We start from the raw sequence: 25644 nt of genomic DNA on the forward strand, positions 1-25644 counted from the left end.
GCTTACCGCTTTAGGTTGGGGCCTTTTTTGACGAAGCGTCATGTTTTACTCGAAGCTGGCCGTGTTTACATATAGTCGAACAGCGACATGCCTCTAATATCAACGAATGCCTTCTGAGCTGCCTGAAGGCCTACTTGCCGCAGACTATATTCAGAAATCGCTTCGGCGTAATCCAAATCGACCAAGTCAGATAGGGTTTGCTCATAGTTAAGCTTTCGGTTGCTGCCAACCGCATCAATCACATCCAGCTCATTCAGTCGAGCGCCCGCCGAAGCACGAACGGTCAGCACGTTATCGAGCGCATTATCAAGATCACGCATCGACGTATTAAGCGTATTACGCAACGCCGCTTTTTCTGCAGTACTTTGGGCAGGCATTTCTAATACGCGAATTGCCGCTTCCATGGTGCGAAACAGATCAGCACCACGCTGCTCGCTGCCTGCCTGGGCAATTAATATCTCATCATCAGGCTCGGCGCTGCCAGTGAGTGTGACATTAATCCCACCAAAACTAAGCTGCTGGCCTTCGCCGACATATTCGCCACTGGCCACTAAATCAGCAGCGTCTTCCTGCCACGCGCCTTCACTAAAACGCTGCACTTGATAGCTGATGCCGCTATCTAGCGTTGCATCTTCATTGAATACGACACGGTAGCTGTCGCCATAGCCTGGGTCGTTAACATCCGTAAGCTGAGGGCCGCTGAAGGTAACGTTCCCCTGGTTCTCTGTGTTGGCTTCAGCAATATAGCCCGCACCGCTGGGAACCCCCTGAAAAACCGTGGCGCCATTTTCAGCAACAGGCATTAAACGGGAAGCATCGACACGCTGCTGACGCGAACTGTTATCGCCGTTATATTCCACATTGCCGTCTGCCGATTTAACAAACGGCGGGGCGTTATCTTTATAGCCACCGAACAAGTAGCGGCCATTGCCATCGGTGGCATTCGCCTGCCCCAGCATCGTTTCATAGACGCCTTTTAGCTCACTGGCAATGGACTCACGGTCAACATCACTCAGCGTGTCGCTAGAGGCTTGGATCAGTAGCGTTTTAGAACTGATGACCGCATCACTGACACTGTTAAGAATACTCTCAGTTTGCGACAGCGAATTTCGTGCCGAGACCCGCGAATCCGAAAACTGCTGGTTCATCGCTTTGGATTGATCAACGCCGACAGCACGTGAGGCTGCCTGCGGATCATCGGAAGGATTAACCACGCGACGGCCACTGGCAATTTGCTGACTAACTTTCAAGAAATCGCTTTGCTGACGGTTAATAGAAGCCGTGCTCTGCTCAAACATGGTGACCGTACTAATACGCATCGCCTAAGCTCCTTATTAGTTCCGTAGATTCAAGATGGTGTCCATAATGGCACCCGCGGTATCAATCACACGCGCATTCGCTTGGTAATACTGCTGATAGCGAATCAGGTTAGCCGCTTCTTCATCAAGATTGACGCCCGACTCAGATTGCTGCACCGCTTTCAGTTGATCGGTTAATCCTTGGCGAGCATCTAAATTCACCTGGGTAATATTGGTACGGTTACCCACATCGCTGACAATCACGCCATACGCGCCGCTCAACGATGCGCTACCACCCACGATAGCTTTTTGCTGTAAGTCCTGTAACGCCAAGGCATTGCGGTTGTCGCCAGCACCAGTCGCAACCCAGTCGGCTGGGTCATCTTCAGGATTTACCGGCTTTCCGGCGGCGATACGATCTAGCTCATTGATGGTGACATCCATATCGCTTGCGCCACGTCGTACAGGCTGCACTTCAAAACGGTCGCCATCATCAGGCGTACCGCTAATCGTGAGTGCTACGCCACCAAACGTCAGCGCACCTGTTCCTGCATCCCAGTCAACATCGTCTACTGTCGCTCCGTTATCGTTACGCGTAACGGTTGGAGCACCTCCTTCAAAGCGAACGGTGTAATCCGTCGCACGAAGCTGATCAATCGTGTCGATATCGAACCCGGCAGACTCAATAGTGGCCGTGCCATTGTTGTTCTCATGACTAAACGTTTGGGGAGCGCGCACGGCAAAAAAATCGCCACCTTGCTCACCATCCAGGTCGACACCCTGCTTATGCTGTTCGTTAAACGCCACAGAAAGCGAAACCGCCAGTTGGCCAATTTGGTTTTGAGTTTTATCCAGCGTTTCTGAACGGAATGTCATCAAACCGCCCAACGCGCCACCTTTAATCGCTGACTCTCCCAGCTGGGTCAAGCCACCTTCGCCATCACGATAGGCCACCACCGTACGCTGTGGATCAGCTTGTGACTGTATAGCTTCAAGCTTAAACGCGCTGGTACCCGTCACTAACGGCTGGCCGTTCGGCAAACTGAGGTTATAGCTTTTCCCATCCTGGATATTTAAGCGTATATCCATGCGTTCATTGAGTTCAGAAATCAAATGATCGCGCTGGTTCAACAGACTATTGGGCGCTTCTCCACTACGCGCACGGGCCAGCGCAATTTCGCGGTTCAGGCCGGCAATTTGTTCGGTCGTGTTATTTATCTGAATAACTTCATCTTTGATCTGGCTATTAATGTTGCTCTGCATATCTTGCAGATAACCATCAAAGGAGCGAAATTGGGCGCTAAGAGTATCGGCCGAACCAACCACGCCTTGACGGGCGGCAGAATCCGCTGGCGAACTGGCCAAATCTTCCAAAGAGGAGAAAAACGACTGCATTAACGGCGATAAGCCCGCTTCTCGATCCGCAAGCAAGTTATCAATTTGGGTGACTTGGCTGCTGTAGGTGGCCAGTGCGCTTGATTGGGTCTTGGCGTTGTTAAGCTGGTTCGAGACATACGTATTGAATTGGCGCTCGATACTGTTAACTTTAACGCCGCCGCCAACAGACCCTTGGCCAAGCTGAGCCAGCTCACGATTATACCCAGGCGTATAAACGTTACTGATATTGTTACTGGTGGTGCTGAGGGCATTCTGCGCCGCATTAAGGCCGCTTAAGCCGATTGAAAACATGCTCATGGTCAATTCCTTAGGCCGATAAGATGTCTATCGGCAGTGCGCAGAAAAACTTGAATCACGCGTTAACGGGAATCTGCGAGAAAATCGCGACCCGTTGCTATCGGCCCCATGGTATTCATGACGGCGACTAGTTTATTGGCATACTGCGGGTCCGTTGCATAGCCACCCCGCTGTAATTCACGAGCGGCTTGATGCGCATCAGCGGCCTCTACAACGCCCGCGTAGCGCGGATTATTGCCAATCAAATTGGCATAGTCGGTGAAGGCATGCTCAAACGAGTCATAGACGCGGAAAGAGTCCACGACTTGGGTTCGACGGCCATTAATATACTCATGAGTGACAATATCGGTCGTCTTGCCTTGCCAGTGGCTGCCCGCCTTAATACCAAACAAATTGTGACTATTACCGCCATGTTGCGTGGCAATTTCATGACGTCCCCAGCCTGTTTCCAGCGCTGCTTGTGCCAAAATAAGCTCAGCGGGTACCCCAGTGGCATTACTGGCTGCCTGGGCCGGAGCCGCTAACGTGGTCAAGAAGCGCTGAACGTGATCAGGCGCCTGGCTGAAGCTAGCAGGTGTTGCGGCAGAAGTGGGCGCAGCAGAGGAGGCAGCGGTAGATACTGTGCTAGCATTGCTCGCCTCAGCGGCTGGCCGTTGGCTAATCGCGTCTAGTTCAGATAAGAACCGCCCATCACCCTGTTCAGGCCCATAACCACCGCTATTCGGCTGCAGCGGTTCATCCAATACTCTGGGGGTGCCGCGAGGTATGCCTGCGATCAGCGCCTGCAGTTCTTGATCGGCACTATCCGCCTTATGATTGACCGCCCCTTGGCGCTGCAGCTGTTCAACCAGCATATCCGCCAATCCCATGCCCTTAGACGAGATCACTTGCGACCACTGCTGATCCAGCATTTGTTGATAGGTATCGGTTGTCGAACTGCTCAACAGGCCTGAAGAAGGAGTAGCATCGCGCATGCTTTTCATCATCATCTGCACAAACAGGGCTTCAAACTGCTGCGCAGCGCCGTGCACACCGGCATCAGGATCTACCCGGGCGTTGTGCTGCAAGCGCTGAAAGCCGTTCATGTCCAGCGCGAACTGGCTGGTCATATCGCCAATGCTCATTTAAATAACCTCAAGCTCTGCGCGAAGCGATCCGGAGGCCTTCAACGCTTCAAGAATCGACATTAAGTCTTGGGGCGTGGCTCCTAATGCATTAAGTGCATTGACCACTTCATTCAATTGGGCGCCTTCTACGATTTGCAGAAACGCTTCCTGCTGCTCAATTTCAATATCTGTATTAGGCACAACAACCGTTTCGCCTTCACCAAAGGGGGCTGGCTGGCTAACCCCAAACTGGGTATCAATCATAATGGATAGATTGCCGTGGGCGACGGCTGCTTGGCGCAGGGTGACAGCGCTATTCATGACGACTGAACCGGTGCGCGCATTGAGCACAACCCGCGCGGGAGCCTCCATGGGCGTCACCTGAACATTTTCTACACGTGCCATAAAGTTAACGCGTGCGTTTTCATCCATTGGGCCATCAAGCGCAATTACCCGCCCGTTGCGCGCATACGCCACCGATTGACCAAATTCGTTATTAATGGCCGTTACCACGCGCTGAACCGTGCCAAAATCTGATTCATTAAGCTGTAACTCTAATCGTCCGCCGTTACCGCCAAGGTTTAATGGCACTTCCCGCTCCACTAACGCCCCATTAGGAATGCGTCCGGATGCTTGCTGATTGATCTGGACACTGCTGCCGCCTGCTTGAGCGCCTGCGCCACCCACCAGCATATTGCCCTGAGCGATGGCATAAGTATCACCATCGGCACCTTTCAGCGGCGTCATTAACAGCGTTCCGCCACGTAAGCTACGGGCGTTGGCAATCGAAGACACCACGATATCCAAGCGCTGACCCGGGCGTGAAAACGGCGGTAAATCAGCGGTGACCATGACAGCGGCGACGTTGCGCAGCTGCAAGTTAGTGCCAGGCGGCACCGTTACCCCTAGCTGCGAGAGCATGTTCGTCAAGCTTTGGCTGGTAAACGGCGCCTGCGTGGTTTGGTCGCCGGTGCTATCCAGCCCCACGACCAAACCGTAGCCAACCAACTGGTTATCGCGCACCCCGGCAAAGCTTGATAATTCACGCACCCGTTCCGCCGCAGCTGGCATCGCCAGTAAACAACTAACGGCAAAGAGTGTTGTAAACATAGCGATACAACGTAGCCAGTGTTTAACACCACGATAACGGTTTAACTGCATAGCCATAGGTCTCTGTTAGCGGGCCGAGTGACTGACTTAAAACGGCGATACATTTAAGAAAAAGCGCTGTAACCAGCCCATGTGCTGCGCTTCATTGATATAGCCATCGCCGACATACTCAATTCTTGCGTCTGCCACTTGGGTTGAAGGCACTGTGTTTTGCGCGGTAATCGTGCGTGGGTTAACCACACCAGAAAAACGAATGAACTCCGTTCCCTGATTAATCGCGATCTGCTTTTCGCCGCGTACCCGCAAGTTGCCGTTATTCATCACTTCCAATACCGAAACAGTAATCGTGCCCGTGAAGGTATTGTTGGCCTGGGACCCGCCGCCACCCGCAAAGTCACTGGCTCCCGACACATCGAAACCATACTCGGCCAGCGTGTCCAGCACATCGGGCAGTTGCGCAAGCTCTAAGCTGGCATTACCCGAACGATCTGCATTGGATCGAGCATTTTTGCTAGCACTCACTTCTTCATCGAGCACAATGGTCAAAATATCGCCAATGGACCGTGGGCGACGATCTTCAAATAGCGGCTGATAACCGCGGCGCGCCTGATAAATGGAGCCATTAGCGATCGGCGGCGGCCGATCCACAATGTTAATCTGCTCTTGTTCGCCTACCACCGAGGCCCGCGGAATTTGCGCGCAACCGGCCGCAAATAAAATAAACAGCGCAAGGCCAACTAACAAAAAACGACGTGAAGCAGCGTGTAAATCCAACATAATGCGACCTGTTAGTAAGCCCTATTCATCAATAACGTTAGAGCTGACTCAAGCGCGCTAACATTTCGTCGCTAGTCGATACAGCCTTGCTATTAATTTCGTAGGCGCGTTGGGTTTGGATCATATTGACCATCTCCTCAACCACGTTCACGTTAGAGGTTTCTACATAGCCCTGGAATAACCTGCCAGCACCGTTATTACCGGGGACATTTTGGTTGGGCGCGCCCGAGGCACCGGTTTCCAAGTACAAGTTACCGCCAACGCTCTCCAGGCCTGCTGGATTAATAAACGACGCCACATTGATCTGGCCAATATCGGCATCTTGAGCGATACCGGGTTGGCGTACGCTGACCGTACCATCTTCACCAATCGTGACCGACAACGCGTTAGCAGGAACAAAAATGGCAGGCTCTAGTGGATAACCATTGGCGGTCACCATTTGGCCGTTTTCATTGAGCTGAAAGCTGCCGTCGCGGGTGTAGCCAACGGTGCCATCAGGCAATAACACTTGGAAAAAGCCTTCTCCGTTGATCGCCAGGTCTCGGGAGTTGCTGGTTTCTTCAAGGCCGCCTTGGGTATGCAGGCGTTCAGTCGCCACCGCACGCACACCGGTACCTATTTGCATGCCAGAAGGCAGGCGATCCTGGATATTATTTTGCGCACCGGGCTGGCGCATATTTTGATAGAGCAGATCTTCAAACACAGGGCGGGAACGTTTAAACCCGTTTGTGCTTACGTTCGCTAGGTTATTAGAAATAACATCTAGCTTAGTTTGCTGAGACTCCAGTCCCGTCTTGGCCGTCCACAAGGACTTAATCATAAGCGTGTTCCCTTGGCTGAGTGGCTGCTATCAGCCCTGAATAGATAAAATGCTGTTAGCGCGCTGAGCGTTCTCGTCCGCCGTGCTGAGCATTTTCATTTGCATGTCGTAACGGCGGGCAACATCAATCATAGACACCATGGCATCTACGGCACTGACGTTACTGCCCTCTAGTGCACCACTGACAATTCGGGCATCTTCATCACCGGGAAGCACGGCGGCAACGCCTTCCTCATTCAGAGGCCCGCGAAACAGGCCATCTTCACCGCGCGTCAACGCCTGTTCATCGGGCGTTACTAGCTTGATGCGGCCGACATCAACCAGTGCCGCAGGCCCCTCACCCTGGGGAATAGCGCTGATGGTGCCGTCCGCACCAATGGATACTTGCGCGCCTTGGGGCAAGGCAATGGGGCCACCTTCCCCCATTACCGGACGCCCAACACTGAGCAGTACGCCATCATTATCCAGCTGCAGATCGCCTCGCCGGGTGTACGCCTCAGTGCCGTCCTCTCCCAGCACCGCCATCCAGGCGTCATCCTGCATCGCGATATCTAGCGTGCGACCCGTGCGTTCAATAGGACCTTGCGAAAAATCGGTGCCTGGGGTGGTCGTCACCGCCGATACCCGCGTGTCGAGTAGCCCGGCGCCCTCCACCGGAACTGAACGTGCAGCTTGCAACTGAGCGCGAAACCCCGCGGTGGACACATTCGACAGGTTATTGCTAACCACTGCCTGCTGGTCCATCGTGTGTTTGGCGCCGCTCATGGCGGTGTATAGCATACGATCCACAACTGACTCCTTAGCGCAGTATTACGCCATTATCACGAGTGACTACAGGTTAATAATGGTCTGCAGGAGCTCGTCCTGGGTGCTGATGGTATTGGAGTTAGCCTGGTAAGAGCGCTGCGCCACAATGGTATCTACCAGCTCACTGGCTAAGTCGACGTTAGACGCTTCTACCGCTTCTGCTTGGATCTGCCCCAGACGACCGGTGCCCGGCGCCCCTAGGTTTTCCAAACCAGAGGTGTTCGTCGCCGCCCACAGGTTGTTGCCCAGTGGCTGAAGACCCTCTTCATTACGGAAGCTGGCTAGCGCAATTTGGCCCGCAGCACGGGTTTCACCGTTGGTGAAGTTACGCTGGATAACGCCTGTTTCAGTGACGGTAATACCGGCCAGTGCACCAGAGGTGAAGCCATCCTGACTCAACTCTTTTTGCAATGAGTCAGCAGCAAACTGGGTAGTGCCATCAAACTTAAGCTCTAAAGTAAGATTTTCAGCATCTACGCCGCCGGGGATAGCTGCGATAGTAGCACTCGCTGCACCGCCGTTAACACCAGTGACCACACCGTTTTCGTCCGTTTCTAGTCTACCGCTTTGAGTAAAATCTAATGTAAAGCTGCCTCTAGCTACCCCGTCAGTAACGGCGGTCACGTCCCATTGATTGCTGTTACCTACCCTTTCAAAGTAAGTAGCAACATTGATGGCATTGCCCAAAGAGTCATAGGCAGTAAAGTTATTGGAGAAGTGGTACTCCAACTCATCCCCATTTGCCAATTCAAGCGTGTTTAAGTCTTGGCCACTTACTGCCCTGGCATCCAGGTTTAATAGCGCATTTACTTCGGTGGTTGCTTTAGCCGGAATATCATCAACGGGCACATTTAATGCCTGCGGAGCGCCGCCCACCAACACGTTTGAGAAAGGGAATGCCTGCTGGTCATCGGTATCTGCGGTAACGCCGCGATCCATGCCGTAACCCATTAAACGGTCACCCTGGGCATTAACAATATCGCCGGCGGCGGTAATGCCGAACTCACCGTTACGCGAATAACCGACTTCTCCAGTGGGGCGCTCTAGGCGGTAAAAGCCTTCACCGGAAATCGCCAAATCCAGGTTACGCCCCGTGCTCTCGATACTGCCCTGGGTAAAGTTCTGGCGCACATCTGATACCTGCACACCAATGCCCCGCGAGGCTGCAAACACATCAGAGAACAGCACGTCAGAGCGCTTGTAGCCAACGGTTTGCGAGTTAGCGATGTTGTTGCCCGCAGAGTTTAGCTTCTCTGATTGTGCGTTAAGACCAGCTACTGCCGTTGTAAATGACATAATACTTTCCTCATCAAAACGTCTTTTTCATTAAGACGTTCTTGCTGTAAAAATGTTGTTTTACTTACAAGTTGCTTAAAGAATCTGTTTGACCTGATTCAGCTGAACCTGTCCGTAAATAGCCCCTAAATCCAGCCGAACATTTCCGCTGCCATCGTTAGGGGTCACACTATTAACAACGGCATAGTTCAATGCGGTTGAGTCTAGCGTTTCACCCTCAGCATCTTGAGCCTCTAGCTGAACCGTATAACGACCACTGGCAGCTGCTTCACCCTGCTCGTTTTTACCGTCCCACTGGAAAGACTGCACACCGGCCTCTACCGCACCCAAGTTATAGCGTCTGATCACCTCACCACCTTGGCCAACAATCACCGCCGTAAGCTTGTCAGCGGGTTTGGCAAGCTCGATACCAAACGGTGTCGTATAGGATTTTCCTTCACTATCTTGCTCTAGCATGACCTTGTCACCAGGCACCATCACGCCTTGACCAATCAAGCCACTCGCTTGCAGTGCTTGGTTGGCATCCATTTGGCTAGTAATGCTTTGCAAGGTGGTATTCAGCTGTTCAATCCCACTTACCGTATTAATTTGCGCAATCTGGGAGGTCATTTCCGCATTTTCCATTGGATTCAGCGGATCTTGATTCTGTAGCTGAGTAATCAGTAGCGTTAGAAAGCTGCTGCGCAACTCATCTGATGCGCTCTGCTTTAACTGGGAACCACTGCCGCCACCATTAATCGCCGAAAGTGTTGTCGGGTCGATTGTGCTCATAATTAACCCTCACCCAGAGATAGCGTCTGCACCATCATCTGCTTCGTTGTGTTGAACACTTCTACGTTGGCTTGATAGGAGCGCGATGCCGAGATCATGTTGACCATTTCATGCACGGGTTCAACATTGGGCTTAGCGACATAGCCTTCTTCGTCGGCAGCAGGGTGGTTTGGCATATATTGCAGACGCAGCGGAGAGTCGTCTTCAACCACGTCGGTGACACGTACACCGCCAACGCCGTACCGATTGTTATGTGCTTGGGTTTCAAACATTACTTGTTTGGCCCGATAGGTCTCGCCATCAGGGCCTGCAATACTGTCGGCATTGGCCATATTGCTAGCAGTAACATTCATACGCTGCGCCTGGGCGCTCATTGCGGAACTAGCAATATCAAAGGCTGAAAACATCGACATAGATTACTTTCTCCTACCGCTCGTTTATTCCGGCTGCATCGCGTTTTTCAGGCCCTGAATTCGGCGATTCATAATGGTTAGGGCGGCTTGGTAACGAACAGCATTGTCTGCAAACTGTGTCCGCTCACGATCCATATCGACCGTGTTGCCATCCAAGCTAGGTTGATCGGGTATACGATAAAGCAGCTCGGCACTGCCTACGCCACGCCATGCAGGGCCCTCACCTTGCAGATGACGCTCTGACGTTCGTGCAAGCGTCAGCGCGCCATTTTGCTGCTGCTGTGGCTGGCTGCCCGCAACGGCCTTCTTTAACTCACTGGCAAAGTCGAGATCGCGCGCTTTATAGTTAGGCGTATCGGCATTGGCAATATTGGCTGCCAACACGTCGTGACGCGCTTGGCGCAAGCCCAGTGCCTGCTGGTGATAGTTAAAGGCAGATTCAAGCTGATCAATCATGCCAATCCTCGTTCGCTGAGAGGCAAAATAAAACGGATATTATTGACGATGAATAATAGGCTTCGCCTCGTCAGCCTAAAGCATGGAACAGCTGCCGTTTACACCAGCATTTCATATGATGCACGGACTACTTTTGCACTACACTGCACGGTTGATGATTATCATCTGCTTCCTTTCGATTGAGCGACTCTCCCATGCCACACCCGCTACGCCCAGCGCGTTACTGCCTGGCGATCCTTAAGCAAGTACTTTGCCTATCGCTGATCAGCCTTGGCTTTTCATTACACGCGCATGCTAGCAACCAAGTGTTGATGGATACCGTTCAGCAGTTTCTTTATCAAGAATCTCAATCACTTGGGCAGGAAGTGATGATTGATATATCACCTCCATCTCCTCATTTACCTGAGTGCGTTGCACCCGAACCATTCTTCCCGAATGCTAATCAATCCCCGCTCGGACGCATTTCTGTCGGTGTGCGCTGTGGCGAAGATCGTCGTCAAGTGCGGTATATACAGGCGCAAATTGATATCATTGGTAGCTACGCCGTGGCTGGCCAGGATATCGATAGGGGCACGCTCATCACGAGTGATATGCTGACATTACGAGAAGGCAACCTTGGAGATCTAGCCGCCCAAGCGCTTACCGACCAAGACGACATTATCGGCATGGTCGCACAGCGCCCTATTCGAAGCGGCAGCACCTTCCAGACTCACTACCTTCAAGCGCCTCAAGTGGTGAAACGAGGGCAGCGCGTCACTGTCATAGCAGAAGGCGCTGGTTTCCGAGTATCACGCGAAGGAGAGGCACTGTCTGATGGTGCTCAAGGCGAGCGTATTCGTGTGCGTTTTGATACTCGCGAATTAGTTACCGCACGCGTCATCGGCCAGGGAACGTTGGTGATAGATTTTTAATCTAAACGCCTAAAGTCCTTACTACCCAGGCCGATACTAGGTAATACAGCGCATGCCGCACCAACGTTGACGATGAGGCAAACAACGTGAAAATTGATAACATTAATCCGTTGCTACGTTCTAATCAGGCGCAGCAGCGTGATGAAGCACAGAAAATAGGCGGCAATAAGCCAGCCGAAGCAGATAGCGCGACACGGTCAGCAACACAACTTAGCCAAACGCATACTGATAGTTCACAAGATATCGATACGGCAAAAGTTGAGGAAATTCGCGAAGCTATTCGTGAAGGGAAGCTCGAGATTCGTGCCGATCGTATCGCTGATGGCTTAATTGCCAATTTAAAAGATTTATAAGCGAACTATTATGGGTCTTTCACGACTGCTCTCAGATCAATTGCAACGCCTTGATGAATTAGTGCTGCTGCTTTCAGATGAACAAGCACAGCTCACTAAAGGCAGCATTGACGGTGACGCCCTCTCTGCCTTAGCCCTGAAAAAGCAGGCGCTGTTAGTTGAGCTAGAACGCATCGAAACACTGCGCCGAAGCGTGCAAACAAAGCTTGGCTATGCAGACGGTGCCCTTGGCGCCAAGCAAGCCGCTAACGATGCTGGCTGCTTGGCTACCTGGGAAAGCTTGCTCGAAAAAAGCGAACGCGTATCACGCATGAACGAATTAACTGGGCAAATGCTATCGCTTAGAATGAAGCATAACCAGGAAATGCTGGATTACATTCGCCAAATTGCTGAAAAAACCCTCTATAAGCCAAATGGGCGCAACAATGCCCAACCAGGTCGCTTTAACGCATCTGCCTAGTATTTCCGCACATTCATAGACAAAACCTGTACAAGAAGCTTCAATGTGAACAATGATATTCACAATTGGAGCCGAAGAATGCTTTCCCACCTTCCAGAAAACTTTACCGCTGTTGTCATCGGTGCCAATGGCGGCATAGGTAACGCTATTATTAAGAGGCTGCTTGCCGATACCCATGTGGGTAATGTCGTTGCCGTAAGCCGTTCACCTATTGCTTCTCAAGACCCATCTTTTCAAGGCGCACCCGTTGAGGTGGTGAACGTCGATATCACCACACAATCAGGCCGTGAGACTCTTTGCCAACAGTTAAACGGTCGCCCGGTACACCTGCTATTCAATGCTATTGGTACGCTACATGATGATGCGCGTAATGTGCAGCCTGAGAAACGCTTAGAGCAGTTAGATGAAGCATCATTCGCTCATGTTATGCATGTTAATGCAGCCACACCTGCCCTATTGATTAGCGCACTTAAATCATCGTTGCAGGGCAAGCACCCGGTTACCATCGCCAGCTTATCGGCACGCGTTGGATCTATTGGCGATAATGGGCATGGCGGCTGGTACAGCTACCGTGCCAGTAAAGCAGCGCACAACATGTTAATGAAGACCATCTCCATCGAACTCAAACGACTGAACAAGCAGTCTATTGTGTTGTGCCTGCACCCAGGCACCACAGATACATCGCTGTCGAAACCTTTCCAGGCTCGTGTACCCAGCGAAAAGCTATTTACACCTGATTTCGTCGCTGAACAATTATTGAAAGTAATGTCTCAACGCACCCCCGAAGATACCGGCAGCTTCTGGGATTGGGCTGGCAAGCCTATCGAATGGTAAATGTTAGGCAAAAAAAATCCCCCAGGGCGCAAGCCCTGGGGGATTTTGCAAACAGTTCATAACCAATAGCTCAACAACAAAAAACCCCAGCTTCCAATGAAGCTGGGGTTTTTCTTAATAAGTGCCTGACGATGACCTACTCTCGCATGGGGAGACCCCACACTACCATCGGCGCTAAGCGGTTTCACTTCTGAGTTCGGCAAGGGATCAGGTGGTTCACGCGTGCTATGGTCGTCAGGCGTAACTTTTAATGCATATCATGCTGAACATGTCACTGATGTTTTGTGGCGTCTCTTTCGTCTCACGCCCTCCGTGTGTCACGTTGGGCTTGAGTCGCGTATCCGGTTTTCGTTATCACTGCGACCAGACCCCTTGGGTGTTATAGGGTCAAGCCTCACGGGCCATTAGTACACGTTAGCTCAACGCCTTGCAGCGCTTCCACACCGTGCCTATCAACCAGCTGGTCTCGCTGGGCCCTTCAGGAGGCTCTAGGCCTCAGGGATGTCTCATCTTGAAGGGGGCTTCCCGCTTAGATGCTTTCAGCGGTTATCCCGTCCGCACATAGCTACCCGGCAATGCCACTGGCGTGACAACCGGAACACCAGAGGTGCGTCCACTCCGGTCCTCTCGTACTAGGAGCAGCCCTTCTCAAACATCCAACGCCCACGGCAGATAGGGACCGAACTGTCTCACGACGTTCTAAACCCAGCTCGCGTACCACTTTAAATGGCGAACAGCCATACCCTTGGGACCGACTTCAGCCCCAGGATGTGATGAGCCGACATCGAGGTGCCAAACACCGCCGTCGATGTGAACTCTTGGGCGGTATCAGCCTGTTATCCCCGGAGTACCTTTTATCCGTTGAGCGATGGCCCTTCCATACAGAACCACCGGATCACTAGAACCTGCTTTCGCACCTGCTCGACGTGTCTGTCTCGCAGTCAAGCACCCTTATGCTCTTGCACTCACTGCACGATGTCCGACCGTGCTGAGGGTACCTTCGTGCTCCTCCGTTACTCTTTGGGAGGAGACCGCCCCAGTCAAACTACCCACCACACACTGTCCTCGATCCGGATAACGGACCTGAGTGAGAACGCCAATGATGCCAGGCTGGTATTTCAAGGTTGGCTCCCCTCGAACTAGCGTCCGAGATTCAAAGCCTCCCAGCTATCCTACACAGGCAACATCAGCGTCCAGTGTGAAGCTATAGTAAAGGTTCACGGGGTCTTTCCGTCTAGCCGCGGGTACACCGCATCTTCACGGCGATTTCAATTTCACTGAGTCTCGGGTGGAGACAGCGTGGCCATCATTACGCCATTCGTGCAGGTCGGAACTTACCCGACAAGGAATTTCGCTACCTTAGGACCGTTATAGTTACGGCCGCCGTTTACCGGGGCTTCAATCAAGAGCTTCGCCTTGCGGCTAACACCATCATTTAACCTTCCGGCACCGGGCAGGCGTCACACCCTATACGTCCGCTTGCGCGTTAGCAGAGTGCTGTGTTTTTACTAAACAGTTGCAGCCACCTGGTATCTTCGACCGGTTCGGGCTCTGAGAGCAAGTCTCGTCACCCTACGCCGGCGTGCCTTCTCCCGAAGTTACGGCACCATTTTGCCTAGTTCCTTCACCCGAGTTCTCTCAAGCGCCTTGGGATTCTCACCCTGACCACCTGTGTCGGTTTGGGGTACGGTCGCACATGATCTGAAGCTTAGAGGCTTTTCCTGGAAGCGTGGCATCAATGACTTCCTGACCGTGGTCAGTTCGTTTCGTGTCTCGGCCTTAGAGCATCCCGGATTTACCTAAGATGCAAGCCTACTCACTTTCACCAGGACAACCAACGCCTGGCTCACCTAGCCTTCTCCGTCCCCCCATCGCAATCATGTCCGGTACAGGAATATTGACCTGTTTCCCATCGACTACGCCTTTCGGCCTCGCCTTAGGGGCCGACTCACTCTGCTCCGATTAGCGTCGAACAGAAACCCTTGGTCTTCCGGCGAGGGAGTTTTTCACTCCCTTTATCGTTACTCATGTCAGCATTCGCACTCGTGATACCTCCAGCGAACTTCTCAATTCACCTTCATCGGCTTACACGACGCTCCTCTACCGCTCACACCTAAGTGTGAACCCGTAGCTTCGGTACCTGGTTTAGCCCCGTTACATCTTCCGCGCAGGCCGACTCGACTAGTGAGCTATTACGCTTTCTTTAAAGGATGGCTGCTTCTAAGCCAACCTCCTAGCTGTCTGAGCCTTCCCACATCGTTTCCCACTTAACCAGGATTTCGGGACCTTAGCTGACGGTCTGGGTTGTTTCCCTTTTCACGACGGACGTTAGCACCCGCCGTGTGTCTCCCACGCTCGCACTCACCGGTATTCGGAGTTTGCCTCGGGTTGGTAAGTCGGGATGACCCCCTAGCCGAAACAGTGCTCTACCCCCGGCGGTGATACGTGAGGCGCTACCTAAATAGCTTTCGAGGAGAACCAGCTATCTCCGAGCTTGATTAGCCTTTCACTCCGATCCACAAGTCATCCAAATCTTTTTCAACAGATCCTGGTTCGGGCCTCCAGTTGATGTTACTCAACCTTCACCCTGCTCATGGATAGATCGCTCGGTTTCGGGTCTATATCCAGCGACTGTGTCGCCCAGTTAAGACTCGGTTTCCCTACGGCTCCCCTAAACGGTTAACCTCGCCACTGAATATAAGTCGCTGACCCATTATACAAAAGGTACGCAGTCACAGAACAAGTCTGCTCCTACTGCTTGTACGCACACGGTTTCAGGATCTATTTCACTCCCCTCTCCGGGGTTCTTTTCGCCTTTCCCTCACGGTACTGGTTCACTATCGGTCAGCCAGGAGTATTTAGCCTTGGAGGATGGTCCCCCCGTCTTCAGTCAAGGTTTCTCGTGCCCCGACCTACTCGATTTCACATGATCAGACTTTCGACTACGGGGCTATCACCCGCTACGGCTGAGCTTCCCAGCTCATTCGCCTAATCAGTCACATGCTTAAGGGCTGGTCCCCGTTCGCTCGCCGCTACTAGGGGAATCTCGGTTGATTTCTTTTCCTCAGGGTACTTAGATGTTTCAGTTCCCCTGGTTCGCCTCTTACGCCTATATATTCAGCGCAAGATACTCATCTTATGATGAGTGGGTTTCCCCATTCAGAAATGCCCGGGTCACAGGTTGTTTGCCACCTCGCCGAGCCTTATCGCAGGCTTCCACGTCTTTCATCGCCTCTGGCTGCCTAGGCATCCACCGTGTGCGCTTCATTGCTTGACCCTATAACCCGAAGGAGTCTGGTGTCTCGCAATGATAACGATTGCCGGATACGCTTGAGACGTATCACAAAACAATTACGTATAAACACTTCAAAGAAGCGTTTATGTCAGCATGATATACATTGTTAAAGAGCGACTGCTATGCGCAGTGATAAGCGGTTGCTTTTTTCACATTAAAAGGAAAAGAAAGGTCTTTAAAGAAGATCTTAAAAAAGCTCTTTTCTCTTTTTTCACTATGAAGAAAACGCTTATCACTGCGTATCAACAGCATTCTGATCAGGTAATTCATTGTGAGCGCTTACCGCGAGAGATGATGCATCGTTTAAGGAGGTGATCCAGCCGCAGGTTCCCCTACGGCTACCTTGTTACGACTTCACCCCAGTCATGAACCACACCGTGGTGATCGCCCTCTTGCGTTAGGCTAACCACTTCTGGTGCAGTCCACTCCCATGGTGTGACGGGCGGTGTGTACAAGGCCCGGGAACGTATTCACCGTGACATTCTGATTCACGATTACTAGCGATTCCGACTTCACGGAGTCGAGTTGCAGACTCCGATCCGGACTGAGACCGGCTTTTCGGGATTAGCTGACTCTCGCGAGCTCGCAACCCTTTGTACCGGCCATTGTAGCACGTGTGTAGCCCTACTCGTAAGGGCCATGATGACTTGACGTCGTCCCCACCTTCCTCCGGTTTGTCACCGGCAGTCTCCTTAGAGTTCCCGGCATTACCCGCTGGCAAATAAGGACAAGGGTTGCGCTCGTTACGGGACTTAACCCAACATTTCACAACACGAGCTGACGACAGCCATGCAGCACCTGTCTCTGCGTTCCCGAAGGCACCAAGTGATCTCTCACAAGTTCGCAGGATGTCAAGAGTAGGTAAGGTTCTTCGCGTTGCATCGAATTAAACCACATGCTCCACCGCTTGTGCGGGCCCCCGTCAATTCATTTGAGTTTTAACCTTGCGGCCGTACTCCCCAGGCGGTCGACTTATCGCGTTAACTTCGCCACAAAGTGCGCTAGGCACCCAACGGCTGGTCGACATCGTTTACGGCGTGGACTACCAGGGTATCTAATCCTGTTTGCTACCCACGCTTTCGCACCTCAGTGTCAGTGTCAGTCCAGAAGGCCGCCTTCGCCACTGGTATTCCTCCCGATCTCTACGCATTTCACCGCTACACCGGGAATTCTACCTTCCTCTCCTGCACTCTAGCTTGACAGTTCCGGATGCCGTTCCCAGGTTGAGCCCGGGGCTTTCACAACCGGCTTATCAAGCCACCTACGCGCGCTTTACGCCCAGTAATTCCGATTAACGCTTGCACCCTCCGTATTACCGCGGCTGCTGGCACGGAGTTAGCCGGTGCTTCTTCTGCGAGTGATGTCTTTCCTAATGGGTATTAACCACTAGGCGTTCTTCCTCGCTGAAAGTGCTTTACAACCCGAAGGCCTTCTTCACACACGCGGCATGGCTGGATCAGGGTTGCCCCCATTGTCCAATATTCCCCACTGCTGCCTCCCGTAGGAGTTCGGGCCGTGTCTCAGTCCCGATGTGGCTGATCATCCTCTCAGACCAGCTACGGATCGTTGCCTTGGTGAGCCATTACCTCACCAACTAGCTAATCCGACATAGGCTCATCCAATAGCGGGAGCCGAAGCCCCCTTTCTCCCGTAGGACGTATGCGGTATTAGCCTGGGTTTCCCCAGGTTATCCCCCACTACCGGGCAGATTCCTATGCATTACTCACCCGTCCGCCGCTCGTCAGCGGGTAGCAAGCTACCCCTGTTACCGCTCGACTTGCATGTGTTAGGCCTGCCGCCAGCGTTCAATCTGAGCCATGATCAAACTCTTCAGTTTAAAATCATTGTGATGCTTACATGTCACTCGAAAGTCACATAAGTGCATCAAACTTGGCTCAAGGTTCAAACGAATTCATTTCAATTTACATTGTCATGACCGCTTGCCTTGATATTTGGTGATTTATCACCCTCATCGGCAAGCGCCCACATGAATTACCTGATCAAATTGTTAAAGAGCTGTTTTCGCTGGATAAAACTGGCTAACCGTTGAACTGGTTTGCCTCAGCGAGGAAGGCGCATTCTACGCATTTCCTGGTGTTTGTCAATCACTGTTTTGAGTGAGTGAAGCGAGTGAGCGAAGAAAGCGAGATTACGCTGCTTTCCTTTTAACTCGTCTCACAAGGCGACTGAAGACACCGCAAACTTTCTCTGCAATATTTTCGCTAACCTTCTGACAAACCGAAGTTTTTCAACTTCAATCACCGCTGGTAACGCTGTGCGTCCCCGGCAGCGGATGCGTACTTTACGGATTCGCTGCCGACTTGGCAAGGGCTTTTGTAAAAAAACTCCAACATTCATCTGTTACTCTAATGTCGGCAGCATCACCCCCTCTATTTGAGCGTTATTTAAGTGCAGGAATCGCGTCAGGAACTAATGATTCGGTGCTGAGATCAGCAATTGTTCGCGCACCGGTGAGCGTCATCGCCACCTTCATCTCTTTTTCGAAAAGCTCAAGCAGGTTAGCAACCCCCGACTCACCTGCTGCTGCAAGCGCATAGATAAAGGCGCGACCTATCAATACTGTATCTGCACCCATGGCAATCATTCTCACTACATCTAACCCATTACGCACACCAGAATCAGCCAGGATGGCCAGATCACCCTTAACTGCATCTGCAATAGCAGGCAGGGCACGCGCGGTAGAAGGCACGCCATCCAACTGACGGCCACCGTGATTTGAAACTACAATACCATCCGCCCCAAAGCGGACTGCATCACGGGCATCATCAGCATCCAGTATGCCCTTAATAACCATTGGGCCATCCCACTGCTCACGAATCCAATCCAGATCTTTCCAGGAAATAGAGGGATCAAAGTTATCGCCAAGCCAGGCAATATAATCTTCAAGCTCCGTCGGCTGACCACGATAATCAGACACGTTGCCTAGATCATGCGGGCGACCATGCACACCGACATCCCAAGCCCAAAGAGGATGCAACGCAGCTTGAAGCATACGTTTCATAGGCCCGCTTTTGCCGCTCATGCCTGAATGAGCATCGCGATAACGCGCCCCTGGCACAGGCATATCAACGGTGAAGACTAATGTTTTAACCCCTGCCGCCTTAGCACGCTCAAGCACGTGCTTCATAAAGCCGCGATCCTTCAATACATAAAGCTGAAACCATATGGGCCGCTCCACTGCCGCTGCCACTTCTGCAATTGGGCATACGGAGACCGTCGATAACGTAAACGGTATGCCCTTCTTGGTCGCTGCCCGTGCTGCCTGGACTTCACCACGCCTAGCGTACATGCCTGTTAGCCCCACCGGCGCCAAGGCAAGAGGCATTGCCATCTTTTCACCAAACAGTTCGGTTTCCAGCGATAGCGACGACATATCCTTCAACACCCGCTGCCGCAACGCGACACCCGCTAGGTCTTCAACATTGCTCCGCAACGTATGCTCTGCGTATGACCCGCCATCAGCATAGTGAAACAGAAACGGAGGGATACGACGCTTGGCAGCTTGGCGGTAGTCCGTAGGTGATGAAATGATCATGGCAGGCCCTATGCAATAAATAGATGCACTATCTATAAGTACTATCTATAAACGGTCATCGAAGCGTCAGTATTAGGCGCCTCAGATAAAAATTGGTTTTACCAATTTACAAACAATTAGCATCAACAGTAATGAGGCGCTGCAGTCGTGTCAAACACGCATCGCCCACCATGGCATGTTTCGGTCATATACTTTAGTTATAAGTCAAATAAACGGTGCCAATAGCTATCAATTTGCTAGCCTTTTACTGTTGAGACAAATCATTAAAGCCCTTATTATTGGTCTTACCAATTATGAGGACCTGCACTAATGACTTATCCTCCGCTCCGCCAGCAGCGCTTGGCTGATGTGATTACCGAGCGCCTTGAAGCAATGATTCTTGAAGGTAGCCTCAAGCCTGGCCAGCGCCTGCCCCCAGAAAGAGAGCTTGCTGAACGTTTTGGCGTGTCACGCCCCTCTCTGCGTGAAGCCATTCAAAAGCTTGCCGCACGAGGCTTGCTTACCAGCCGCCAAGGCGGTGGTACCTTCGTGAATGAAACGCTAAACAGCGGCTACACCGACCCTTTGTTGGAGATGCTTTCCCGACACAACGAATTTCATTTGGATTTGCTTGAATTTCGCGATGCGATGGAAGGCATTTCGGCTTATTACGCCGCGTTACGTTCAACGCCAGCGGACAAAGCCGTATTAATCCAGCGCTTTGAAGAACTTGACGGTGGATTTGTGGGCGCCAACCCCGCCCAAGAAGCAAAGTTGGATGCCGCCTTCCACCTCGCCATTGCAGAAGCCGCTCATAACGTACTGTTACTTCACACTATTCGAGGCATTTTCCATTTATTAGAGCAGAGCATCGTTGATAACCTCGCCCATCTTTTTGCAAAGCCCGACTCGCGTTCGCAGCTAATGAAGCAACACAGAGCCCTACTAGATGCGATTTTAGAAGGGCGTGCTGAAGATGCCCGCAGCCGCGCGCACGAGCACTTAGTGTACGTTGAGGAAGGCCTTCTCGAGATGGCCAGAGCGGAAACCCGCGCCCAGCGAGCACTGCGTCGTGCCCAAGGTACCAGCAGCACACCAGCATGAGTCGCTTACCTCTCCTTTCAGACCATCGCTGGCGGCTACTCTGGCTAATCGCGATTCCGCTAGGACTGATGCTATGCATGTGGCAGGCCGCTCAACTGGCCCGCGAGCAGGCGCTATCAAACTTACAAGACGACGCTGAAAACGAGCTGCGGCTGTCGGCCGCCAACTTAAATGGTTATCTGCTGCGCTATGATTATTTGCCACAAATGCTGGCAACCAGGGAAGGCGTACAACGTTTTTTAGATTCCCCAGACAGCCAAGACCCCATGCCGCTCAACTTACTGCTTGACCGTTTTCGCTTTACCTCTGGGGTCTCCGATGTTTATTTGCTTAACCGTGACGCCGATACCATCGCCGCCAGCAACTGGCACCGCCCTAATACATTCATTGGTCAAAACTACGCGTTTCGCAGCTATTACACCGATGCCATTACTGGAGGACAGGGGCGTTTTTATGGCTTAGGTGTACAGTCGCTTGAGCGTGGTTACTATTTCTCAGCGCCAGTGTGGCTTGATGACACCTCGCCCGATGCAAAACCCGACGGTGTTATCGTCGTCAAAGTACTGCTCGATGATGTTGAAGAGAGCTGGGCTGAGCAGGACGCTGAACTGTTTGTCACCGATAGCGACAATATTATTTTTATGGCCAGCCACCCTGAGCTGCGCATGAATGCCCTCCACCCTCTTACCGACGGCCAACGCGACAGCCTACGGGCAACTCGTCGCTATGCAATGGAGCCTTTAACGCCTTCCGGCATTGAGCTTGAAGCCCCTTACGGGTCCGATAGCTATCTTGTTAGCTTTGCTAGCGGGCCACTAAGTGGTGGGCACTATTTAAGCCTTACGCGCCCCATCCCAGAGTTTGGCTGGCAAATGCATATTTTAAAACCACTGACTCCTGTGGTGAACGCCCAGTGGATCGCGGCGCTGATGGCGGGAGGCTTATATGGCGTGGTGGCCTTGGGCGGAGGCATTGGTTGGCAACGCTTGCGTTTACGCCGAGAGAGAGAAGCGTTTGCGGAACGCGAACGACAAACCTTAGCGAGAGTACGCGATGAACTAGAAGTCAGCGTTGAGCGAAGAACACGTGATTTAGTCGCCAGTAATCAGCGGCTTTCTGGTGAAATAGAAGAGCGGCGGCGAGCAGAAGCTAATCTACGCCAAACCCAAGATGAGTTGATCCAAGCGGCAAAGCTTGCGGTATTAGGTCAATTGGCTGCCGGTATTAATCACGAGTTAAATCAACCATTAGCGGCTATTCGTGCCTACGCTGAAAATGGTCGACGGTTTATTGAACTGTCGCGGGTGGACAAAGCAGATGCCAACCTAGCGCAAATTGTCGAGCTTACCCAGCGCATGGCCGATATTAGCGCCCAGCTGCGCCAGTTTTCTCGTAAGAGCAGCGAGCGTCAGGAGACAATTTCCGTACAAGCCTGTATTGAGTACGCCCTGCGTTTATTCCACAGCCGCTTACGTGATGATGGCATCAGGGTGGTCCAACAATGGCCAGAGGAGACGCTTTGGGTTGAGGGTGATTTAGTCCGCCTAGAGCAAGTACTGGTGAACTTGATCAGTAACGCGTTACAGGCAATGAAAGAGGTAGCGTCACCCATGCTGACGCTAAGCGTAGAAATAGCACAACAGCAAGTGATGATCAGCGTTGCCGATAATGGCCCAGGCATCCCAGAACAACACTTGGGCCAGATCTTCGAACCTTTCTTCACCACGAAAGCACCCGGCAGCGGATTAGGGCTAGGACTTTCGATTTCCTCACGTATTATGGAGGATCTGGGCGGCAAGCTGCAGGTAACGAATCAGCCCACTGGCGGTGCACGATTCACCATTACGCTACCCTGTTCAGCAACGCCTAACGTACTGCCGCCACCTTCAGTCAAGGAGAGTAACAACCATGCATGAGCCGTCGACGCTGCCGGTCATGGTGATCGACGACGAACCGCACCTGCGCATCACCGCCAGCCAAACACTCGAACTTGCTGGCTATACGCCTCACTGCTTTGAGTCAGCAGAACAAGCGCTTGAAGCACTACCAGCAAACTTTCCCGGCGTTATCGTGAGTGACATTCGCATGCCTGGAATGGACGGTATGGCGCTATTGCATGAGCTACATAGCCGCGATGCTACACTGCCGATTATCTTAATCACTGGTCATGGCGACATCTCGACCGCGGTGGAAGCGATGCGAGCAGGCGCTTGGGACTTTTTAGAAAAGCCTTTCGCTGGCGATCAGCTACTCGATGTTGTGAGGCGAGGCATCGAAAAACGCCAGCTGAGCCTGGAAAATTTGCGCTTAAAAGCCGAGCTGGAGGTTCAGCAGGCTGCCCTTGGACCACGCCTTGTGGGTCGTACAGCGGTAATTTCTCGTTTGGCGGCAATGATTCAGCGTATCAGCCAAGTAGAGGCCGATGTGCTGCTATTTGGTGAAACCGGCACCGGAAAAGATCTTGTCGCTCGCGCCATTCATGAGCGCAGCGCCCGTCGCAACAGCCCGTTTATGGCCATCAACTGCGGCGCAGTGCCAGAAAACACCATTGAATCAGAGCTGTTTGGCCATGAGAAAGGTGCCTTTACCGGCGCTGTAGAACGGCGAATTGGTAAGTTTGAGCATGCCAATGGTGGCACTGTGTTCCTGGATGAAATCGAATCAATGCCGTTGGCACTCCAGGTTAAGCTATTGCGCGTATTGCAAGAGCGTAGTGTCGAGCGCCTTGGGGCAAACGAAACGGTACCGCTCAACATCCGGGTGATTGCTGCCACCAAAGTGGATCTCAAGGTCGCTGCTGAAGAGGGTAGCTTCCGTGAAGATCTTTACTATCGGCTCAACGTGGTTACCCTACCGCTGCCCGCGCTGCGCGAACGGCGTGAGGACATTCCGCTGCTGTTCCAGCATTTCGCCGTGGTCGCTGCCAACCGCAGTGGCTTAGAAGCCCCTACCCTGGATAGCCACTCGATTGCCGCCCTGCTGGCTCACGACTGGCCTGGTAATGTTCGCGAGCTGCGTAACCTTGCAGAGCGTTATGTGCTATTGGGAGCAGCCTTTGACTACCGTCTGGATGCGCTACTGGAAGGGGCCAACGCCGACACCGAAGAGCCAACGTTGCCGCGCCAAGTAGAGCTATTTGAAAAGAGCCTGATTAGCCAATCACTTGCCCGTCACCATGGGCGTGTAACCGACGTATGCCGTCATCTGGGAATACCCCGCAAAACCTTCTACGACAAACTCAAAAAACACAGTTTAAGCGCTGACGATTATCGCCATAGCAGCGAACCTTGATGAAACAACTCAATCAACACGTCCCACGGTGGTACCCAGGGCACCAAGGTAAACAGCGCAATCAGCATAAAGACGTTCGATAGCGGGCGGCGGCCATCGCCCAGCTTTAGTGCGGTTCCGAAAGAACGTTTTAACCGCGCACCTTCTAGGTCCACGCTGAAGAGCTCATCGAGGCTCAAATGAATGATAAATCCTAGCAGTACCGCTGCACTATGGCACCACGCCAACCAAGCTGGCTGTGCTAGCAAGTGAAAACTGAACGCTGCGGTCACCAACGCGCACAGCACAGCCGCCATCAGCGAGTGCCAAATACCTCGATGAACCGTTAGCCGCGAGAACACCACCGCCGCAAAATAACGCACGCTAACGTAAATACCGCCACACGCCACTAGCAACAAACCTGGTGTTAACCAGGGCTGCAGCAACAGCACACCAAGCACCAGCGAAGGTACCGATAAAAGATTAAAAATCAAACGGATAGATCGTGATCGATCAGCATCTATGTCAGGCAAAATACCGCCAAAGGCTACCAGGGCAATAATTAATAGCGCCTGAGTCGCTGGCCACCACTCAGCCTGCCAGCCAGCATAAGCCATGAGTACGCCGCCTGCTGCTGCTACCGTAATGTGCGTGCGAAAATTCGCCATTAGCGCGGCATCCTGGAAAACTGGATAAATTACCAGACTTTTGGCTGCCGCAACATGTCTATTTAAGAAAAAAGAGTGTTAGGCCAACTGCTTAGCGCCTGCATGAAGAAATTTACTGAGCGAGGAACTGATCTTTTAACTTAACGTAGTTACCTGCCGTGTAAGGAAAGAAAGCGCGCTCTTTATCTTTAAGTGGACGCAACGCTTTAGCCGGATTGCCGGCATATACATGGCCACTTTCCAAACGCTTGCCTGGCGTTACTACCGCGCCAGCAGCAATAATCACCTCATCCTCGACAACCGCCCCATCCATTACAATCGCCCCCATACCCACCAGAATGCGGCTACCCAGCGTACAGCCATGCAAAATCGCTTTATGGCCAATGGTGACATCATCACCAATCGTCAGTGGAAAGCCATCAGGATTGAAATCGCTGGCATGGGTAATATGCAGCACGCTGCCATCCTGCACGCTAGTGCGAGCACCAATGCGGATCTGATGCATATCACCCCGGATCACGGTCATCGGCCAGACCGAGCAGTCATCGCCCAGCTCTACATCACCAATCACTACGCTGGCGGGGTCGATATAAACCCGCTCACCCAGGCGGGGCAAAACACCTTGAAAGGGCCGTAGGGCATTGCTCATTGCACTCTCCTGCTTA

At 52.4% G+C, this 25644-nt stretch carries 21 protein-coding genes and 3 rRNA genes; 7 read left to right on the forward strand and 17 right to left on the reverse strand.

The window, feature by feature from the left end:
• Nucleotides 1-65: 65 nt before the first annotated feature.
• The 11 genes from flgL to flgB all read right to left on the reverse strand — a co-directional run bounded on the left by flgL (nt 66) and on the right by flgB (nt 10549).
• Nucleotides 66-1319, reverse strand: coding sequence for a flagellar hook-associated protein FlgL (gene flgL / locus L1X57_RS05235; protein WP_009723994.1), 1254 nt, complete (start codon nt 1317-1319; stop codon nt 66-68).
• Nucleotides 1320-1334: 15 nt separating this feature from the next.
• Nucleotides 1335-2993, reverse strand: a complete 1659-nt coding sequence (gene flgK, locus L1X57_RS05240; protein WP_009723995.1) for a flagellar hook-associated protein FlgK — start codon at nt 2991-2993, stop codon at nt 1335-1337.
• Nucleotides 2994-3055: 62 nt separating this feature from the next.
• Nucleotides 3056-4117 (reverse strand): flagellar assembly peptidoglycan hydrolase FlgJ, encoded by a 1062-nt coding sequence (flgJ, locus tag L1X57_RS05245; protein ID WP_009723996.1) that lies wholly within the window; start codon nt 4115-4117, stop codon nt 3056-3058.
• Nucleotides 4118-5266, reverse strand: coding sequence for a flagellar basal body P-ring protein FlgI (locus L1X57_RS05250; RefSeq protein ID WP_409559428.1), 1149 nt, complete (start codon nt 5264-5266; stop codon nt 4118-4120).
• A 30-nt stretch (nt 5267-5296) separates the two neighbouring features.
• Nucleotides 5297-5986: a flagellar basal body L-ring protein FlgH gene (locus L1X57_RS05255; RefSeq protein ID WP_009723998.1), complete on the reverse strand. Its 690-nt coding sequence runs from the start codon at nt 5984-5986 to the stop codon at nt 5297-5299.
• 37 nt (nt 5987-6023) lie between these two features.
• Nucleotides 6024-6806 (reverse strand): flagellar basal-body rod protein FlgG, encoded by a 783-nt coding sequence (gene flgG, locus L1X57_RS05260; protein ID WP_009723999.1) that lies wholly within the window; start codon nt 6804-6806, stop codon nt 6024-6026.
• A gap of 30 nt (nt 6807-6836) precedes the next feature.
• A complete protein-coding gene (gene flgF / locus L1X57_RS05265; protein ID WP_009724000.1) occupies nt 6837-7595 on the reverse strand; it encodes a flagellar basal-body rod protein FlgF in 759 nt (252 codons plus the stop codon).
• Between the two features lie 42 nt (nt 7596-7637).
• On the reverse strand, nt 7638-8909 hold the full coding sequence (flgE, locus tag L1X57_RS05270) for a flagellar hook protein FlgE (protein ID WP_009724001.1): 1272 nt from the start codon (nt 8907-8909) through the stop codon (nt 7638-7640).
• A 75-nt stretch (nt 8910-8984) separates the two neighbouring features.
• Nucleotides 8985-9680, reverse strand: a complete 696-nt coding sequence (gene flgD / locus L1X57_RS05275; protein ID WP_009724002.1) for a flagellar hook assembly protein FlgD — start codon at nt 9678-9680, stop codon at nt 8985-8987.
• Nucleotides 9681-9682: 2 nt separating this feature from the next.
• The gene (gene flgC / locus L1X57_RS05280) at nt 9683-10093 is read right to left on the reverse strand and encodes a flagellar basal body rod protein FlgC (protein ID WP_009724003.1); all 411 of its coding nucleotides are present in this window, start codon (nt 10091-10093) and stop codon (nt 9683-9685) included.
• Nucleotides 10094-10117: 24 nt separating this feature from the next.
• Nucleotides 10118-10549 (reverse strand): flagellar basal body rod protein FlgB, encoded by a 432-nt coding sequence (gene flgB / locus L1X57_RS05285; RefSeq protein ID WP_009724004.1) that lies wholly within the window; start codon nt 10547-10549, stop codon nt 10118-10120.
• Nucleotides 10550-10743: 194 nt separating this feature from the next.
• On the opposite strand from flgB, the gene flgA reads away from it, so the two are divergent.
• The 4 genes from flgA (at nt 10744) to L1X57_RS05305 (ending at nt 13107) form a co-directional block, all read left to right on the forward strand.
• Nucleotides 10744-11460 (forward strand): flagellar basal body P-ring formation chaperone FlgA, encoded by a 717-nt coding sequence (gene flgA, locus L1X57_RS05290; protein WP_009724005.1) that lies wholly within the window; start codon nt 10744-10746, stop codon nt 11458-11460.
• An 86-nt stretch (nt 11461-11546) separates the two neighbouring features.
• On the forward strand, nt 11547-11813 hold the full coding sequence (gene flgM, locus L1X57_RS05295) for a flagellar biosynthesis anti-sigma factor FlgM (RefSeq protein WP_009724006.1): 267 nt from the start codon (nt 11547-11549) through the stop codon (nt 11811-11813).
• Nucleotides 11814-11823: 10 nt separating this feature from the next.
• Entirely contained in the window at nt 11824-12273 is a 450-nt protein-coding gene (locus L1X57_RS05300) for a flagella synthesis protein FlgN (RefSeq protein WP_009724007.1), read from the forward strand.
• A gap of 78 nt (nt 12274-12351) precedes the next feature.
• Nucleotides 12352-13107 (forward strand): SDR family NAD(P)-dependent oxidoreductase, encoded by a 756-nt coding sequence (locus tag L1X57_RS05305; RefSeq protein WP_009724008.1) that lies wholly within the window; start codon nt 12352-12354, stop codon nt 13105-13107.
• 123 nt (nt 13108-13230) lie between these two features.
• Here the strand turns inward: L1X57_RS05305 and rrf are convergent.
• The 4 genes from rrf to lldD all read right to left on the reverse strand — a co-directional run bounded on the left by rrf (nt 13231) and on the right by lldD (nt 19958).
• A 5S ribosomal RNA gene (gene rrf, locus L1X57_RS05310) occupies nt 13231-13346 on the reverse strand.
• Nucleotides 13347-13490: 144 nt separating this feature from the next.
• Nucleotides 13491-16384: ribosomal RNA gene (locus tag L1X57_RS05315) — 23S ribosomal RNA — on the reverse strand.
• Nucleotides 16385-16706: 322 nt separating this feature from the next.
• Nucleotides 16707-18239, reverse strand: a 16S ribosomal RNA gene (locus L1X57_RS05320).
• Together the 16S, 23S and 5S rRNA genes form the textbook arrangement of a ribosomal RNA operon.
• Nucleotides 18240-18803: 564 nt before the next feature.
• The gene (gene lldD / locus L1X57_RS05325; protein ID WP_009724994.1) at nt 18804-19958 is read right to left on the reverse strand and encodes an FMN-dependent L-lactate dehydrogenase LldD; all 1155 of its coding nucleotides are present in this window, start codon (nt 19956-19958) and stop codon (nt 18804-18806) included.
• Nucleotides 19959-20267: 309 nt separating this feature from the next.
• Between lldD and L1X57_RS05330 the strand changes: the two genes are divergently transcribed.
• Genes L1X57_RS05330 through L1X57_RS05340 form a run of 3 tightly spaced genes read left to right on the forward strand, consistent with a single transcriptional unit; the run spans nt 20268 to nt 24332 of the window.
• A complete protein-coding gene (locus tag L1X57_RS05330) occupies nt 20268-21041 on the forward strand; it encodes a GntR family transcriptional regulator (protein WP_009724995.1) in 774 nt (257 codons plus the stop codon).
• Entirely contained in the window at nt 21038-22957 is a 1920-nt protein-coding gene (locus L1X57_RS05335) for a sensor histidine kinase (RefSeq protein ID WP_009724996.1), read from the forward strand. Before L1X57_RS05330 ends, L1X57_RS05335 begins: the two co-directional genes overlap by 4 nt.
• The gene (locus tag L1X57_RS05340; RefSeq protein ID WP_009724997.1) at nt 22950-24332 is read left to right on the forward strand and encodes a sigma-54-dependent transcriptional regulator; all 1383 of its coding nucleotides are present in this window, start codon (nt 22950-22952) and stop codon (nt 24330-24332) included. Before L1X57_RS05335 ends, L1X57_RS05340 begins: the two co-directional genes overlap by 8 nt.
• On the opposite strand, the gene L1X57_RS05345 is transcribed toward L1X57_RS05340, so the two are convergent.
• On the reverse strand, nt 24308-24979 hold the full coding sequence (locus L1X57_RS05345) for a metal-dependent hydrolase (RefSeq protein WP_009724998.1): 672 nt from the start codon (nt 24977-24979) through the stop codon (nt 24308-24310). The genes L1X57_RS05340 and L1X57_RS05345 overlap by 25 nt on opposite strands.
• 112 nt (nt 24980-25091) lie before the next feature.
• On the reverse strand, nt 25092-25628 hold the full coding sequence (locus L1X57_RS05350) for a gamma carbonic anhydrase family protein (protein ID WP_009724999.1): 537 nt from the start codon (nt 25626-25628) through the stop codon (nt 25092-25094).
• Nucleotides 25629-25644: the final 16 nt, after the last annotated feature.

This window comes from Halomonas sp. TD01 (assembly GCF_923868895.1).
Classification (GTDB): Bacteria; Pseudomonadota; Gammaproteobacteria; order Pseudomonadales; family Halomonadaceae; genus Vreelandella.

Coding starts and splice junctions, on each gene's coding strand:
- L1X57_RS05340 (WP_009724997.1), top strand. CDS start 22,950: ATGCATGAGCCGTCGACGCTGCCGGTCATGGTGATCGACGACGAACCG.
- L1X57_RS05330 (WP_009724995.1), top strand. CDS start 20,268: ATGACTTATCCTCCGCTCCGCCAGCAGCGCTTGGCTGATGTGATTACC.
- flgL (WP_009723994.1), bottom strand. CDS start 1,319: ATGCGTATTAGTACGGTCACCATGTTTGAGCAGAGCACGGCTTCTATT.
- lldD (WP_009724994.1), bottom strand. CDS start 19,958: ATGATCATTTCATCACCTACGGACTACCGCCAAGCTGCCAAGCGTCGT.
- flgE (WP_009724001.1), bottom strand. CDS start 8,909: ATGTCATTTACAACGGCAGTAGCTGGTCTTAACGCACAATCAGAGAAG.
- L1X57_RS05255 (WP_009723998.1), bottom strand. CDS start 5,986: ATGTTGGATTTACACGCTGCTTCACGTCGTTTTTTGTTAGTTGGCCTT.
- L1X57_RS05345 (WP_009724998.1), bottom strand. CDS start 24,979: ATGGCGAATTTTCGCACGCACATTACGGTAGCAGCAGCAGGCGGCGTA.
- flgJ (WP_009723996.1), bottom strand. CDS start 4,117: ATGAGCATTGGCGATATGACCAGCCAGTTCGCGCTGGACATGAACGGC.
- L1X57_RS05350 (WP_009724999.1), bottom strand. CDS start 25,628: ATGAGCAATGCCCTACGGCCCTTTCAAGGTGTTTTGCCCCGCCTGGGT.
- flgA (WP_009724005.1), top strand. CDS start 10,744: ATGCCACACCCGCTACGCCCAGCGCGTTACTGCCTGGCGATCCTTAAG.
- L1X57_RS05250 (WP_409559428.1), bottom strand. CDS start 5,266: ATGGCTATGCAGTTAAACCGTTATCGTGGTGTTAAACACTGGCTACGT.
- flgB (WP_009724004.1), bottom strand. CDS start 10,549: ATGATTGATCAGCTTGAATCTGCCTTTAACTATCACCAGCAGGCACTG.
- flgD (WP_009724002.1), bottom strand. CDS start 9,680: ATGAGCACAATCGACCCGACAACACTTTCGGCGATTAATGGTGGCGGC.
- flgK (WP_009723995.1), bottom strand. CDS start 2,993: ATGAGCATGTTTTCAATCGGCTTAAGCGGCCTTAATGCGGCGCAGAAT.
- flgG (WP_009723999.1), bottom strand. CDS start 6,806: ATGATTAAGTCCTTGTGGACGGCCAAGACGGGACTGGAGTCTCAGCAA.
- L1X57_RS05300 (WP_009724007.1), top strand. CDS start 11,824: ATGGGTCTTTCACGACTGCTCTCAGATCAATTGCAACGCCTTGATGAA.
- L1X57_RS05335 (WP_009724996.1), top strand. CDS start 21,038: ATGAGTCGCTTACCTCTCCTTTCAGACCATCGCTGGCGGCTACTCTGG.
- flgC (WP_009724003.1), bottom strand. CDS start 10,093: ATGTCGATGTTTTCAGCCTTTGATATTGCTAGTTCCGCAATGAGCGCC.
- L1X57_RS05305 (WP_009724008.1), top strand. CDS start 12,352: ATGCTTTCCCACCTTCCAGAAAACTTTACCGCTGTTGTCATCGGTGCC.